This window comes from Enterobacter sp. ku-bf2 (assembly GCF_001742765.1).
GTDB lineage: Bacteria > Pseudomonadota > Gammaproteobacteria > Enterobacterales > Enterobacteriaceae > Enterobacter > Enterobacter quasiroggenkampii.
Map to the genome: position 1 here is coordinate 72,193 of NZ_MDVW01000002.1, position 14,362 is coordinate 86,554.

The 14,362-nt window shown below is 57.3% G+C and carries 13 protein-coding genes; 3 read left to right on the forward strand and 10 right to left on the reverse strand.

The features are described from left to right. The first annotated feature begins 133 nt into the window (after positions 1-133). Positions 134-2,554, forward strand: coding sequence for a glycerol-3-phosphate 1-O-acyltransferase PlsB (gene plsB, locus BFG58_RS09165; RefSeq protein WP_069719700.1), 2,421 nt, complete (start codon positions 134-136; stop codon positions 2,552-2,554). Between the two features lie 104 nt (positions 2,555-2,658). On the opposite strand, the gene gntU is transcribed toward plsB, so the two are convergent. From gntU to BFG58_RS09190, 5 genes are all read right to left on the reverse strand, one after another. Continuing rightward, the gene (gene gntU, locus BFG58_RS09170; RefSeq protein WP_014833577.1) at positions 2,659-3,999 is read right to left on the reverse strand and encodes a gluconate transporter; all 1,341 of its coding nucleotides are present in this window, start codon (positions 3,997-3,999) and stop codon (positions 2,659-2,661) included. Positions 4,000-4,002: 3 nt separating this feature from the next. After that, positions 4,003-4,530: a gluconokinase gene (gntK, locus tag BFG58_RS09175; RefSeq protein ID WP_008503362.1), complete on the reverse strand. Its 528-nt coding sequence runs from the start codon at positions 4,528-4,530 to the stop codon at positions 4,003-4,005. 126 nt (positions 4,531-4,656) lie between these two features. Then, positions 4,657-5,652: a gluconate operon transcriptional repressor GntR gene (gntR, locus tag BFG58_RS09180; RefSeq protein WP_021242747.1), complete on the reverse strand. Its 996-nt coding sequence runs from the start codon at positions 5,650-5,652 to the stop codon at positions 4,657-4,659. A gap of 101 nt (positions 5,653-5,753) precedes the next feature. Further along, entirely contained in the window at positions 5,754-6,449 is a 696-nt protein-coding gene (locus BFG58_RS09185; RefSeq protein WP_021242746.1) for a pirin family protein, read from the reverse strand. 123 nt (positions 6,450-6,572) lie between these two features. Next, positions 6,573-7,610: an oxidoreductase gene (locus BFG58_RS09190; RefSeq protein ID WP_069719701.1), complete on the reverse strand. Its 1,038-nt coding sequence runs from the start codon at positions 7,608-7,610 to the stop codon at positions 6,573-6,575. Between the two features lie 256 nt (positions 7,611-7,866). On the opposite strand from BFG58_RS09190, the gene yhhY reads away from it, so the two are divergent. After that, positions 7,867-8,355, forward strand: coding sequence for an N-acetyltransferase (gene yhhY, locus BFG58_RS09195; RefSeq protein ID WP_021242744.1), 489 nt, complete (start codon positions 7,867-7,869; stop codon positions 8,353-8,355). A 106-nt stretch (positions 8,356-8,461) separates the two neighbouring features. Here the strand turns inward: yhhY and ggt are convergent, their stop codons facing one another. Beyond that, positions 8,462-10,207: a gamma-glutamyltransferase gene (ggt, locus tag BFG58_RS09200; RefSeq protein WP_175430170.1), complete on the reverse strand. Its 1,746-nt coding sequence runs from the start codon at positions 10,205-10,207 to the stop codon at positions 8,462-8,464. Positions 10,208-10,330: 123 nt separating this feature from the next. Here ggt and BFG58_RS09205 point away from each other — a divergent pair, with 123 nt between their 5' ends. Further along, entirely contained in the window at positions 10,331-10,708 is a 378-nt protein-coding gene (locus BFG58_RS09205; RefSeq protein WP_045328887.1) for a DUF2756 family protein, read from the forward strand. Here the strand turns inward: BFG58_RS09205 and ugpQ are convergent. The 4 genes from ugpQ to ugpA are packed head-to-tail and all read right to left on the reverse strand — an operon-like array spanning position 10,692 to position 14,236. After that, on the reverse strand, positions 10,692-11,438 hold the full coding sequence (gene ugpQ, locus BFG58_RS09210; protein ID WP_069719702.1) for a glycerophosphodiester phosphodiesterase: 747 nt from the start codon (positions 11,436-11,438) through the stop codon (positions 10,692-10,694). The two genes, BFG58_RS09205 and ugpQ, sit on opposite strands and share 17 nt — an antisense overlap. Beyond that, complete coding sequence (locus BFG58_RS09215) at positions 11,435-12,505, reverse strand: sn-glycerol-3-phosphate import ATP-binding protein UgpC (protein ID WP_069719703.1); 1,071 nt, start codon at positions 12,503-12,505, stop codon at positions 11,435-11,437. Before BFG58_RS09215 ends, ugpQ begins: the two co-directional genes overlap by 4 nt. Before the next feature lies 1 nt (position 12,506). Continuing rightward, on the reverse strand, positions 12,507-13,352 hold the full coding sequence (gene ugpE / locus BFG58_RS09220; protein ID WP_013099125.1) for a sn-glycerol-3-phosphate ABC transporter permease UgpE: 846 nt from the start codon (positions 13,350-13,352) through the stop codon (positions 12,507-12,509). Next, on the reverse strand, positions 13,349-14,236 hold the full coding sequence (gene ugpA / locus BFG58_RS09225) for a sn-glycerol-3-phosphate ABC transporter permease UgpA (RefSeq protein ID WP_032650577.1): 888 nt from the start codon (positions 14,234-14,236) through the stop codon (positions 13,349-13,351). The genes ugpE and ugpA overlap by 4 nt, the downstream gene beginning before the upstream one ends. Positions 14,237-14,362: the final 126 nt, after the last annotated feature.

Sequence of the window (14,362 nt, forward strand, 5' to 3'; positions counted from 1 at the left end):
AGAGCGTCAGTAACAGGAGCCGTAGCGCGTTTCGCTACAGCCTGAAGTATGACGGGTAACAACAGAAATTTTGCGCGCTTTCTGTTATCCTTGCGCCGCAATTGCATTATTAACCAGAGGCTTTACATCGTTTATGTCCGGCTGGCCACGAATTTACTACAAATTACTTAATTTACCATTAAGCATCCTGGTAAAAAGCAAGTCTATCCCAGCAGAACCCGCGCTGGAATTGGGGCTCGATACGTCACGCCCCATTATGTACGTTTTGCCTTATAACTCGAAGGCTGACTTACTGACGCTTCGCGCCCAATGTCTGGCGCATGACTTACCTGACCCGCTTGAACCGCTGGAAGTTGACGGTACGCTGCTGCCGCGCTACGTGTTCATTCACGGTGGACCGCGCGTGTTTACCTATTACACGCCAAAAGAAGAGTCCATCAAGCTGTTCCATGACTATCTCGACCTGCACCGCAGCAATCCCGATCTGGATGTGCAGATGGTGCCGGTATCGGTGATGTTTGGTCGTCGTCCGGGCCGTGAAAAAGGCGAAGAGAATCCGCCGCTGCGCATGCTTAACGGCATCCAGAAGTTCTTCGCGGTCTCCTGGCTGGGACGCGACAGCTTTGTGCGTTTCTCCCCTTCCGTTTCGCTGCGTCGCATGGCGGACGAGCACGGCACCGACAAGATCATCGCGCAAAAACTGGCGCGCGTGGCGCGTATGCACTTCGCCCGTCAGCGCCTGGCTGCCGTAGGACCACGCCTCCCGGCTCGTCAGGATCTGTTCAACAAGCTGTTGGCCTCCAAAGCGATTGCCCGCGCCGTTGAAGATGAAGCGCGCAGCAAGAAAATTTCGCATGAGAAAGCCCAGCAGAACGCCATTGCGCTGATGGAAGAGATTGCAGCGAACTTCTCTTACGAGATGATTCGCCTTTCTGACCGTATTCTCGGCTTTACGTGGAACCGCCTCTATCAGGGCATTAACGTCCATAACGCCGAGCGCGTGCGTCAGCTGGCGCATGATGGCCATGAGATTGTCTATGTCCCCTGCCACCGCAGCCACATGGACTACCTGCTCCTTTCCTACGTGCTCTATCATCAGGGGCTGGTACCACCGCACATCGCAGCCGGTATCAACCTGAACTTCTGGCCAGCAGGTCCGATTTTCCGCCGCCTGGGCGCGTTCTTTATTCGTCGTACCTTCAAGGGCAACAAGCTCTACTCCACCGTGTTCCGCGAGTATCTGGGCGAGCTGTTCAGCCGCGGCTATTCCGTGGAGTACTTCGTGGAGGGCGGTCGTTCCCGTACCGGACGTCTGCTCGATCCGAAGACCGGCACGCTGTCGATGACCATCCAGGCGATGTTGCGCGGAGGTACCCGTCCGATCACGCTGGTGCCTATCTACATCGGCTACGAGCACGTGATGGAAGTGGGCACGTACGCGAAAGAGCTGCGTGGTGCGACCAAAGAGAAAGAGAGCCTGCCGCAGATGCTGCGCGGCTTGAGCAAGCTGCGTAATCTCGGTCAGGGCTACGTGAACTTCGGTGAGCCGATGCCGCTGATGACGTACCTGAACCATCACGTTCCGGAGTGGCGCGAGTCCATCGATCCTATCGAAGCGGTGCGTCCGGCCTGGCTGACGCCAACGGTTAACGGCATCGCATCCGAGCTGATGGTGCGCATTAACAACGCCGGTGCGGCTAACGCCATGAACCTGTGCTGTACGGCACTTCTGGCTTCACGTCAGCGCTCGCTGACCCGTGAACAGCTCACGGAGCAGCTGGATTGCTATCTGGATATGATGCGTAACGTGCCGTACTCGGTTGATTCGACCGTGCCTTCTGCAACCGCCAGTGAACTTATCGATCACGCGTTGCAGATGAACAAGTTTGAGGTCGAAAAGGACACGATCGGCGACATCATCATTCTGCCGCGCGAGCAGGCAGTGCTGATGACCTACTACCGCAACAACATCACGCATATGCTGATGCTGCCGTCGCTCATGGCCGCCATTATTACCCAGCATCGTCATATCTCCCGTCAGGAGCTATTGCGCCATCTTGAGACCATCTATCCGATGCTGAAAGCGGAGCTGTTCCTGCGCTGGAGTAAGGATGAGCTGGCGACAGAACTGGATAAGATGATGGAAGAGATGCGTCGCCAGGGGCTGATTACCCTGAACAACGACGAGCTGCACATCAATCCGTCACGCTCCCGCACCCTGCAGCTGCTGGCGGCCGGTGCGCGCGAAACGCTGCAGCGCTACGCCATTACGTTCTGGCTGCTGAGCGCGAATCCGTCTATCAACCGCGGTACGCTGGAGAAAGAGAGCCGGACGCTGGCCCAGCGCCTGTCCGTTCTGCACGGCATTAACGCCCCTGAATTCTTCGACAAAGCGGTCTTCAGTTCCCTGGTGCTGACGCTTCGCGATGAAGGCTTCATCAGTGATACGGGTGATGCCGAGCCGGAAGAGACGCTGAAGGTGTACCAGATGCTGGCAGAGCTGATTACCTCGGACGTGCGCTTGACGATTGAGAGCGCCACGCAGGGCGAGTAACACAATGCCGGGTTATGGCCCGGCCTGACGCCCTGGATAATAAAAAGGCCCGGTAAGCGCTGACGCTACCGGGCCTTATTTTTAGCCTTGTTAAATCACCGCATTTAGCTGAGCAGCGTAAAGGCAATCATCCCGACAATTGCACCCGTCGTGCCGAGGATGGTTTCCATCAGCGTCCAGGTTTTCAGGGTTTGCGCTTCGGTGGCGCCGGTAAACTTACCGAACAGCCAGAAGCCGGCGTCGTTAACGTGAGAGACCACAATCGAACCACCCGCGATACAAATAGAAAGCGCAGCCATCTGGGCACCGGAGTAGTTCAGCTGTTCAATCACCGGCATCACCAGACCCACGGCGGTTAAACACGCCACGGTAGCAGAACCCTGGATGATACGTACCGCCGCAGCCAGCACAAAGCAGGTCACCGCAATCGGCAGGCCCATCCCGGTCAGCGCTTCACCCAGAGCCGGGCCCACGCCGGAATCCACCAGCACCTGCTTGAACACGCCGCCTGCACCGATCACCAGCAGGATAATCCCCGCAGGCTGCAGCGCCGCACCGCAGATCTCCATCACCCGGTCTTTTGGCATCCCCTGACGCATCGCCAGGCCGTAAATCGCCACCAGACACGCCACCAGGATCGCCGTGAACGGGTGACCGATGAACTCAAACCACTCGTAGGCAGTGGACCCCACCGGCACAAAGCGCGCAGCGATGGTTTTCAGACCCACCAGCACCAGCGGCAGCAGGATCAGCGACAGGCTGAAGCCGAAGGATGGCATTTTGCCCTCGCCCAGGTGCGGCTCGGTAATGTCATCCGGAATGTGCAGCTCAACGTAACGGCTGATGAAGTTGCCCCACAGCGGGCCGGCGATAATCATCCCCGGGATTGCCGCGCACAGGCCAATCAGAATCATCCAGCCAAAGTCGGCGTGCATCTGGGATGCCAGCAGCATCGGGGCGGGTCCCGGCAGCAGAAACGCCGCAGCCGCCGCCACGCCCGCAAACAGCGGAATGACCAGCTTCACGAGGTTAGTACCGGTATGGCGCGCCATAGAGAATGCGACGCTTATCAGCAGCACAACGGCCACTTCGAAGAACAGCGGCAGCGCGCAAATCAGACCGGCCAGACCAATCGCGTAGTGCGCACGGCTGTGGCCAAAGGATTTCAGCATCTTGACGGCAATCTGGTCGACCGCACCCGTCTCGTGCAAAATCTTGCCAAACATCGCGCCCAGCGCGACCACAATCGCCAGGAAGCCCAGCGTACCGCCCATCCCTTTTTCCATCGTCGCGGCGATCTTGTCGAGCGGCATACCGGAAAAGAGACCAGCACCAATAGAAACCACCATCAAAGCAACAAAGGCGTGCATACGCGCCTTCATCACTAAAAACAGCAGCAGCAATACCGAACCCACTGCTGTCAAAACTAGCGTTAATGTACTCAAAACTTACTGCCTTTTATTAATGACCTCGATGGTGCTGGCAACAACACCCTCCAGTGACTGATCGATATCAACCACTAAGACGTCTTTCTCGTCTTCACCCGGTTCCTGCAGCGCTTCGAACTGCGTTACCAGCATCTGGGTTTTGAAGAAGTGACCTTTGCGCGCCTTCAGGCGGCTTTCAATCACCTCGAAATCCCCTTTCAGGTAGATGAAAGAGAGGTTCGGGTTGCCGTCGCGCAGCAGGTCGCGATAGGTTTTTTTCAGCGCGGAGCAGACGATCAGGGAGACTTTGTTGGTGCGCTGCATCGCGAACGCGGCGTCATTCAGCGCCTGCAACCACGGTTTGCGGTCGTCATCGTTCAGCGGCTCGCCGGAGGCCATTTTCATGATGTTGCTGCGCGGATGGAGGAAGTCGCCATCAAGAAACGCAGCCTGGAGTTGATGCGCCACTTCGCTGGCCACGGCTGATTTCCCGCTACCGGAAACGCCCATCAGGACGTAGACGTGGTGATCGTGATTAGTCGTGCTCAAAGGGTGTCCCTCAGTCAATTGTTACGGGTAACAGTTATCGGTAACATTGTCCTGCTGGGGCAAAAGAGAAGCAATATCCAAACGTGCGCGAAGTGAATAAGTGTGAGCTACTTCAAATTTGTCAGTTCAAATAGATCCACCCGGTGACAAGGTGAAACCTAAATCTAACATTTTCGGGGTCACCGTCTCGCCACGAATGCGCGCCAGCAGGCGTTCTGCGCCAATACGGCCCATACGTTCACGCGGCGTCAGGACGCTCGCCAGACGCGGCTCCATCACCTGGCCAATATCGTGGCCGTGGAAACCGGCGATCGCCATATCATCAGGGATCTTCAGCCCCAGACGCTGACACTCAAATGCTGCGCCGACCGCAAGGTCATCGTTGGTACAGAAAATACCGTCCAGTTGCGGATACTCGCGTCGCGCCTGACGCATCAGCTCAATACCCGACGTATAGGAAGAGGACTGCTCCACCATCACGCTGTACGGGGTTAAGTTCGCGTCGAGCATCGCCTGCTCGTATCCCTTCTGTTTGATGATAGTACGTTCATCAAGACGCGCACCCAGATAGGCGATATGACGATGCCCGCGGGCGATGATGGCCGCCGTCATCTGACGCGCCGCTTCGAAGTTATCAAACCCCACGGCAATGTCGAGGCACGGCGACTGGCTGTCCATCAGCTCCACGACCGGAATACCGGCCACTTCAATCATTTTGAGCGTGCGGGCAGTGTGGGTTCGTTCGGTTAAAATCAGGCCGTCAATGTTCCAGGAAAGCATCGATTCAAGACGTTCCTCTTCGAGTTCCGGCTTGTACCCGTAGTGGGCGAGCATGGTCTGGTAGCCAAACGCATCGGTGACGCTTTCAATTCCACGTAATACTTCTGCGAAAACCTGGTTGGTCAAAGAAGGAAGCAGAACGCCCACCGCGCGGCTGGTCGCATTGGAGAGAATATCGGGCGCGCGGTTGGGGATATAACCCAGTTCATCAAGGGCAGCGGCAATCTTGCCACGTAACGCCACGGAAACCTGTTCCGGGTTACGTAAAAAACGGCTGACCGTCATTTTGGTCACACCGACGCGATCGGCGACATCCTGAAGTACGGGGCGTTTCTTTTTCATCGTCCTGAGAAATCTTGAAGTGAGAGATTTGCTCAGTTTACCACGGACAAAGCCCATCCTTCCCCTGTCAAAGGGAAGGATGGGGATTTATTTATGTTTTATTACACCGGCGGCAGGTCAAACAGCAGAATTTCGCTTTCGCTGTCGGCGTGCACGGAGATCGCCTGCTCGTCCCAGATGGCCAGACCATCGGCGGTTGTCGCTTTGGTCCCGTTGATGGACACGTCGCCTTTCACCACCTGGATCCAGACGCGGCGGTTAGCGGCAATCTGATGCACGGACTGTTCATCTTTCGCCAGCGCCCAGCGGTACAGCTCCATATCCTGATGCACTTTCAGGGAGCCTTCACGCGCATCCGGGGAGAGCACCAGTTGTTTACCCTGTTTCGCGTCGAAGCGGCGCTGCTCGTAGCGCGGCGTGATGCCGGTCTCTTCTGGAATGATCCAGATTTGATACAGGTGCAGTTTTTCCGTTTTGCTTGGGTTGTACTCAGAGTGACGCACCCCGGTACCCGCGCTCATAATCTGGAACTCGCCCGCCGGAACCTGCTCTTTGTTGCCCATGCTGTCCTGGTGCTCAACCGCGCCTTCCAGCACATAGGTCAGGATTTCCATGTCTTTGTGCGGGTGGGTACCAAAGCCCTGGCCTGCATCAATCACGTCGTCGTTAATCACGCGCAGTGCGGAGAAGCCCATGAAGTTCGGGTCGTAGTAGTCGGCAAACGAGAATGAATGCCATGAGTCCAGCCAGCCATGATTCGCGTGACCACGTTCGTTTGCTTTGCGTAAGTAGATCATTGTTTTCACCCTCAGTTCGTTTCGATGGAGTAAGTGTGGACGCAAACGGCCTGGGATCATAGAGGGTGAAAATTGACTCCTCTGTTCAAAAATTGTGAACAAGTGCAGAGGAGCCGTTTTTGCTTATTTTGCGAGGGTTATCGTGGCAGGAGAAGCCTGTTCGAAGGCCCGTTCAAGGATTTCGAGGTTGGTCAGAACGTCAGATTCCTTGACGTAATTCGCCATGCCGTTTGTGAGGGTCTCAAACAGCGCATCATAGACGCGGCCATAGTCGCCGGTTTCCGGCTTCAGCGTTTCTTTGACCGTCACGCCCTCGTCGTTCACATACTCCAGCACGCCCACGGAATCGTCCGCGGCAAAGCCTGGTTCACCCGGCATGATATTGGCCTTCAGGCTGGTCTCCTGCTGGTCGATACCGTATTTGATAAACGAACCTTTAGTGCCGTGAACGATAAATTTCGGGTAGTCGATTTTCACCAGGTGACTGGTTTTGACGATGGCCTTCAGATCGCCGTAGAACAGCTGGGCTTCGAAGGTATCGTCCGGGTTGGCTTTGTTGCGCAGGCTGCGAATGTCATACGCCACGTGGTCCGGGCGGCCAAACAGGGAGATGATCTGGTCCATGGTGTGCACGCCCAGACCATAGAACGAACCATCCTGAGGCAGTCCGGGTTGCGTTTCCGCCACCGGACGGTAGTAATCGAAGTGACTTTCGATTTCCACGATGTTGCCGAGCTTGCCGCTTTCAATCGCTTTTTTCGCCGTCAGGAAGCAGCTGTCAAAGCGACGGTTCTGATACGGCGTGACGGTCAGGCCTTTGCTTTTCGCCAGCGCGAACAGCTCTTTCGCTTCGGCAATAGTCGGGGTGAACGGCTTTTCTACCAGCACGTTTTTACCCGCATTGAGCGCGCGTTTGGCATAGTCAAAATGGCTGTCGGCGTGGGTGCAGACAACCACCAGCTTCACCTGTGGGTCGTTAAGCACCTCATCGAGATCGCTGGTGAAGTGGATGTGGGAATACTGCGGAGATTGCTCTTCCGGCTTCGCGCGGCGGCGGTAGATATGGGCCACATGCCAGCTGTCTTTGCGGTTAAGAACATACGGAAGGTGATAGCGGGTCGTACTTTTACCAAATCCAATAAATGCGCAATGTAGTGTCATAGCTCAGTCCTTTTGGAAGGTTACTGAGTCTAACCATAACAAAAAAAAAGCCAGCTAAAAGCTGGCTAAAGTAATACTGGAAGCAATGTGAGCAATGTCGTGCTTTCAGGTTCCCGTAGGGGTCTTCCTGAATGCAGAGCAATAATAATCATTCTCATTCGCACTTGTCCAATACTTTTTGCAAAAAATAGCGGTTGACTCAAATTTTAAAGTCATTGATGTTGGAAGGGACGTTTAACTGACTGAGGAACAAGGAATGAGTGAGATAGTGATACGCCACATCGAACCCAGCGATGCAGAAGCTTTACGTGACATCATGTCGCATCCTGATGTGTATCACGACACGCTACAGCTCCCTCATCCTTCTATGGAAATGTGGCACGAACGCGTTGCGACAAAACCAGGCCGGCGCCATCTCGTTGCCTGTCTGGACCAGCGCGTTATTGGACATATGGCGCTGGACGTAATGGAAAACCCGCGTCGCAGCCATGTTGCCACATTCGGCATCAGCGTGGCTGCGGATATGCAGGGACGCGGCGTAGGCCGCAGGCTCATGAGCGAGATGATCAACCTGTGTGACAACTGGTTGCGCATTGAACGTATCGAACTGACGGTCTTTGCCGATAACCCCGCGGCAGTTGCCCTCTATAAAAATTTTGGTTTTGAAATCGAAGGGACCGGCAAGAAATTTGCCCTGCGCAACGGCGAATATGTGGACGCGTATTATATGGCGAGAATGAAGTGACACACTCCCCTCACCCCGGCCCTCTCCCCATAGGGGCGAGGGAGAAAAGACCGCACCGTGCAATCCCCTCTCCCCTATGGGGAGAGGGTTAGGGTGAGGGGAATAATCAATACCCCGCCGTCAAATCATCCACCGAACGCGGATCTGATGCGCCAAACAGCGCTCCGTCCGGCCCCACCATAATGCTCTGGGTGCTGCCCATCGCCTCTTTCACCGCCACCTTCTGCCCACGCTGCTCAAGCAGTTTAATGGTGTCCGGGCTAAAGCCCTTCTCGACGCGCAGCTCGTCCGGCAACCACTGGTGGTGGAAACGCGGGGCGTTGGTGGCTTCGGCGACGTTCATCCCAAAGTCGATGCTGTTCACCACCATCTGCAATACGGTGGTGATAATCCGGCTGCCGCCCGGGCTACCGGTTACCAGCCAGGTTTTGCCCTCTTTCACCACGATGGTGGGCGACATGGACGACAGCGGACGTTTCTTCGGCCCTACCGCGTTCGCATCGCCGCCGACCAGCCCGTAGACGTTCGGCACGCCCGGCTTGGCAGAGAAGTCATCCATCTCGTTATTCAGCAGAATGCCGCTGTTACCCGCCACAATCCCGGTGCCAAACGTGGTGTTGAGCGTATAGGTCACCGCCACCGCGTTACCATCTTTATCCACCACCGAGAAGTGGGTGGTCTGGTTGCTTTCATACGGCGCCAGCTTGCCGGGGCGGATCTCGCTCGACGGCTTAGCCTTGTTGATGTCGATCTGATCGGCAATGGATTTGGCGTACGCCTTGTTGGTCAGCGCCTGCCACGGCACCTTCACGAAGTCCGGATCGCCGAGATATTCCGAGCGGTCAGCGTAGGCGCGTTTTTCCGCCTCCGCCATTATCTGCATGGCATCCGCGCTGCCGAAGCCGAACTTGTGCATATCGAAGTTTTCAAGAATGTTGAGGATCTGCACGATGTGAATGCCCCCGGAAGACGGCGGCGGCATGGAGAAGACCTCGTATCCGCGGTAGGTGCCGCTAATCGGCTCGCGCTCTACCGCCTTGTAGTCCGCCAGATCCGCTTTGGTGATGAGTCCGCCGTTCTTCTGCATCTCTTGTGCAATCTGGTCGGCAATCGCCCCTTTGTAGAAGGCGTCAGGACCGTGCTCCGCAATCAACTCCAGGCTTTTAGCGAGGTTCTTCTGCACCAGCTTATCGCCCTTCTTCAGCGGTTCACCGTCTTTCCAGAAGATGGCCTTGCTGTTTTCGTGATTCGGAATCACTTCGCTGCCGTAGGTTTTGAGGTCGTCTGCCAGCGCGTCATTCACCACAAAGCCCTCCCGCGCCAGCTTGATAGCAGGCTGTACCACCTTGTTCAGCGGCATCGTGCCGTATTTTTCCAGCGCCAGCGAGAAGCCCGCAACGGTGCCCGGCGTGCCGGACGCGAGATGCGAGGTCAGGGATTTTTTACTGTCCGGGTTCCCCTGGTCATCGAGGAACATGTCCCGTGACGCCTGAGAAGGCGCCATTTCACGGAAGTCGATAGCGGTGGTTTTCCCGTCTTTGGTACGCAGCATCATAAAGCCACCGCCGCCCAGGTTCCCCGCCTGCGGGTGCGTCACCGCCAGCGCATAGCCCACGGCGACCGCCGCATCCACCGCGTTACCGCCCTGCCTGAGAATATCGACGCCCACGCGGGTCGCCAGCGCATCCACGGATGCCACCATGCCGTGGGTTGCCCGCACGGGATGAAAAACATCTTCCTCCACGCCGTAAGAGACCGGAGGCGCCGCGGGCGGGTTGGCCGCCACGCTAAATGTACCGCCTGCCATCAGCGCGGCGAGGGCGACCCAGCGCAAAAACGTTGGTTTCATCATTATTGTTCTCCAGGTGAAGGGATCCATATTCCCCGCTTAAGCCTGGTTCACAACTCCTAAAAAATCATCGTCATGGTGAAATCAGGGTAAACTTAAGAGAGACCTCAAAAGGAGGAAATGACAATGAAACGCTTATTGATTCTTACGGCGCTGATCCCCTTTGCCGCGCTCGCACAGCCACTCAACACCATGAATAACCCGAACCAGCAGGGGTATGTCATCCCGAGCCAGCAGCGTATGCAGACCGAGATGATGAGCCAGCAACAGCAGCAAAAAGGGATGCTGAATCAGCAACTGAGAACGCAGACCCAGATGCAGCAACAAAGCCTGCAAAATCAGATGAACGCCAATACCCAGCGCGTGCAGCAGGGGCAGGTGCGCGAGCAGCCGTTGCCGAACAAAAACGGCGGAATGTTAGGTGGGATGACCTCGTCAGGCAGCGGACAGCAGCATATGCTGCCGCCGCAGTCGAATGGCAGTATGCTTAATCCGCAGAACTAAAGTCCGGGCCGATCAGGTCAATCGCATCGGTACAGATGCTGTCCACGCCCCAGCGCAGCAGTTCGGCCGCACGCTGGGGTTTATTGACGGTGTAAACCAGAATACGCAGGCCCGCGTCTTTCAGCATCTTCACCCGCGCCTCATCCAGCAGCTTGTGATTAAGATGAATAGAGACACACGCTAAGCGCGTCGTCAGCTCGCACCAGTCCTCGCGCCACTCGTCCAGCAGCAGTCCGCGCGGCAGTTCCGGCGCTGCGGCCTGTGCGGCCTCCAGCGCATCGATTTCAAATGATGACAGCAGCGGTGCGGTCATCCCCTCCCACAGCTCACGCGCGGCAAGGGCAATGACTTTGCCCGTCAGCGGCCCGGTGCCGGTGGTCGGTTTAATTTCGATATTGGCCATCATGCCGTGCTGGCGACAGCGATCGGCCACTTCCGCCAGCAGCGGCAGCGGTTCGCCTTTGAATTCGCCGCTGTACCAGCTTCCGGCGTCGACTTTCAGCAGATCGCGCCACGGCAGCTCGCCCGCGACGCCCCAGCCGTTGCTGGTGCGTTCGAGGTTATCGTCATGCAGCAGGAAAATCTCGCCGTCTTTCGACAGCTTGGCGTCGAACTCGATCATCGTGTGGCCGTAGCGCGCGCCAACGTCGATCGCCGCCAGGGTATTCTCCGGCGCCAGCTTACCGCCGCCCCGGTGGGCGACGACATGGGGATAAGGCCAGTTGCTCATACTCGTTGTCCTGTTTCACCGTCAAACAGGTGCAGATGATTTTCCGGCAGGTGTAGCCACAGCGTACTGCCTGCTTTAGGGCGCTCCTGATGTGCCAGACGCACCACCATTTTTTGTTCGCCCCAGCGCCCGTGCGCCAGGTTATCTGCACCCAACATCTCCAGCGTGTCCATGACCAGCGGCACGCCGCCTTCCGCCTGAGTGGTTAAACCGATATGTTCCGGGCGGATACCGAGCGTCATCTTACGCCCGGCGTAGCCACGATAGTACCAGTTGATCGGCAATGCCATCCCGCTTTCCAGCTCAAAGTGCGAGCCCGCGCTGCTGATGCGCCCTTCCAGCAGATTCATCGCCGGGCTGCTGATAAAGCTCGCCACAAAGCGGGTGGCTGGTTTCTCGTAGACTTCCACCGGGGTACCAATCTGCTCGGCAACGCCTTTGTTCATCACCATCACGCGCTGGGCGAGGGTCATGGCTTCGACCTGATCGTGGGTAACGTACAGCGATGTGGTTTTCAGACGACGGTGCAATTGCTGCAGCTCAAGACGCATCTGCACGCGCAGCTTGGCGTCGAGGTTAGACAGCGGCTCGTCGAACAGGAATACCGCCGGGTCGCGCACGATGGCGCGCCCCATCGCTACGCGCTGGCGCTGGCCGCCGGAGAGCTCGCGCGGGCGGCGCTTGAGCAGGCCGTCCAGTTCCAGAATGCGGGCGGCTTCTTTCACGCGCTCCTCGATATGGCCTTTGCCCATGCCGCGGATTTTCAGCCCCCAGGCCATGTTCTCCTCCACGCTCATGTGCGGATAGAGAGCGTAGTTCTGGAAGACCATCGCGATGCCTCTGTCTTTCGGCTCCATCTCGGTGACGCGCTGGCGGTCAATCCAGATATCCCCGGAGGTCACGCGCTCCAGCCCCGCCACCATGCGCAGCAGGGTGGATTTACCACAGCCGGACGGGCCGACCATCACGATAAACTCCCCGTCCGCCACGTCGAGCGTGAGCGGCTGAATCACCTGGGTTTTGCCGTCCCAGCTTTTGGTTACTGCCTGAAGTTTTAAACCTGCCATCTTATTTCTCGCTATCGACCAGGCCGCGGACAAACGCGCGCTGCATGGCTAAAACAATGACTACGGGTGGGATAAGGGTCAGCAGCATCGCCGCCATCACCTGGTTCCAGAGGGTGGTGCCTTCGCCGGTGGCAATCATGCCTTTGATGCCCGCCACGGCGGTGCCGAGATTGACGTCCTGAATAATCAGCAGCGGCCACAGGTACTGGTTCCAGCCGTAGATAAAGGTGATCACAAACAGCGCCGCAAGGTTGGTTTTCGACAGCGGCAGCACGATGTCGCGGAAGAAGCGCATCGGCGATGCGCCATCAATGCGCGCCGCTTCAATCAGCTCGTCCGGCAGGGTCATAAAGAACTGGCGAAACAGGAAGGTGGCGGTCGCCGAGGCCATCAGCGGCAGGGTCAAGCCCGCGTAGCTGTCGAGCATCTTCAGGTTGGCGATCACTTCCACCGTCGGGAAGATACGCACCTCCACCGGCAACATCAGGGTGATAAAAATCATCCAGAAAAACAGGTTGCGCAGCGGAAAGCGGAACCAGACGATGGCGAAGGCCGAGAGCATCGACACCGTAATTTTGCCGACCGTAATGCCGAACGCCATGATGAAGCTGTTGAGCATCATCAGCCAGAACGGCGCGCTGTTGGCGCCCACGCCCTGGGTCCAGATGGTCTTCATATTCTCGAACAAATGTGTGCCTGGGATCAGCGTCATCGGCGTGTCGAACACCGCTTTGGTGTCCAGCGTGGCGGCGACAAAGGCCACGTACAGCGGAAACAGGATGACGATAATCCCCAGAATCAGCATGGTATGGCTGAAAATCGTCAGCCCGCGACGGTTCTCAATCATTGGTAGCGCACCTTACTTTCGACATAACGGAACTGCACCACCGTGAGGATGATGACGAGGAACATCAGCACCACCGACTGCGCGGCGGAGGCGGAGAGATCCAGCCCGGCGAAACCTTCGCGGTAGATCTTATAGATAAGCGTGGTCGTCGCCTGCACCGGACCGCCCGCGGTCGCCGCGTCGATCACCGGGAAGGTGTCGAAGAAGGCGTACACGAGGTTAACCACCAGCAGGAAGAAGCTCACCGGGGCGATCAGCGGCAGCGACAGTCTGAAGAAGCGACGAATAGGCCCTGCGCCGTCAATCGCGGCGGCCTCCACCAGCGAACGGGGAATGGACTGCAGCGCGGCAAAGAAGAACAGGAAGTTATAGCTGATCTGCTTCCACACCGAGGCGAACACCACCAGGAACATCGCCTGACCGCTGTTCTGGGCGTGGTTCCAGTCGTAGCCGAACTCTGCCAGGAAATGGGTAATCAGCCCGCGACCGGGGTTAAACAGGAAAATCCACAGTACGGCAGCGACGGCGGGCGCCACGGCGTACGGCAGCAGCATCAGAGTCTGATAAATACGACTGCCGCGCACCACGTAGTCCACCAGCGCGGCGAAAAACAGCGAGGCGACAAGGCCGCTGACGGTGACCAGCGCGCTGAACTTCATCGTCGTCCAGAAGGCGTCCAGGTAGTAGCTGTCATGGAACAGCGCGGTAAAGTTGTCCAGCCCGACAAACTGGCTGGAGAGCCCAAACGGATCGACGCTTTGTACCGAGTACCACAGCGCTTCGCCCGCAGGCCAGATAAAGAAGATAACGGTGATGACCAGCTGAGGCGCGACCAACAGGTACGGCAGCCAGCGGGAACGGAACACCGGACGGGATGATGACATAGGTTAGCTCTGTAGGTATTCACCCCTCACCCTAACCCTCTCCCCAGAGGGGAGAGGGGACTGCACGGAGCCGTCTTTTCTCCCTCGCCCCTTTGGGGAGAGGGCCGGGGTGAGGGGCAGGTTTGA

Bases quoted from the DNA above. Each gene is read 5' to 3' on its own strand.
- ggt (WP_175430170.1), bottom strand. From the start codon at position 10,207: ATGATGAAACCAACGTTTTTGCGCTGGGTCGCCCTCGCCGCGCTGATG.
- gntR (WP_021242747.1), bottom strand. From the start codon at position 5,652: ATGAAAAAGAAACGCCCCGTACTTCAGGATGTCGCCGATCGCGTCGGT.
- ugpA (WP_032650577.1), bottom strand. From the start codon at position 14,236: ATGTCATCATCCCGTCCGGTGTTCCGTTCCCGCTGGCTGCCGTACCTG.
- ugpQ (WP_069719702.1), bottom strand. From the start codon at position 11,438: ATGAGCAACTGGCCTTATCCCCATGTCGTCGCCCACCGGGGCGGCGGT.
- BFG58_RS09205 (WP_045328887.1), top strand. From the start codon at position 10,331: ATGAAACGCTTATTGATTCTTACGGCGCTGATCCCCTTTGCCGCGCTC.
- BFG58_RS09185 (WP_021242746.1), bottom strand. From the start codon at position 6,449: ATGATCTACTTACGCAAAGCAAACGAACGTGGTCACGCGAATCATGGC.
- plsB (WP_069719700.1), top strand. From the start codon at position 134: ATGTCCGGCTGGCCACGAATTTACTACAAATTACTTAATTTACCATTA.
- ugpE (WP_013099125.1), bottom strand. From the start codon at position 13,352: ATGATTGAGAACCGTCGCGGGCTGACGATTTTCAGCCATACCATGCTG.
- BFG58_RS09190 (WP_069719701.1), bottom strand. From the start codon at position 7,610: ATGACACTACATTGCGCATTTATTGGATTTGGTAAAAGTACGACCCGC.
- BFG58_RS09215 (WP_069719703.1), bottom strand. From the start codon at position 12,505: ATGGCAGGTTTAAAACTTCAGGCAGTAACCAAAAGCTGGGACGGCAAA.
- yhhY (WP_021242744.1), top strand. From the start codon at position 7,867: ATGAGTGAGATAGTGATACGCCACATCGAACCCAGCGATGCAGAAGCT.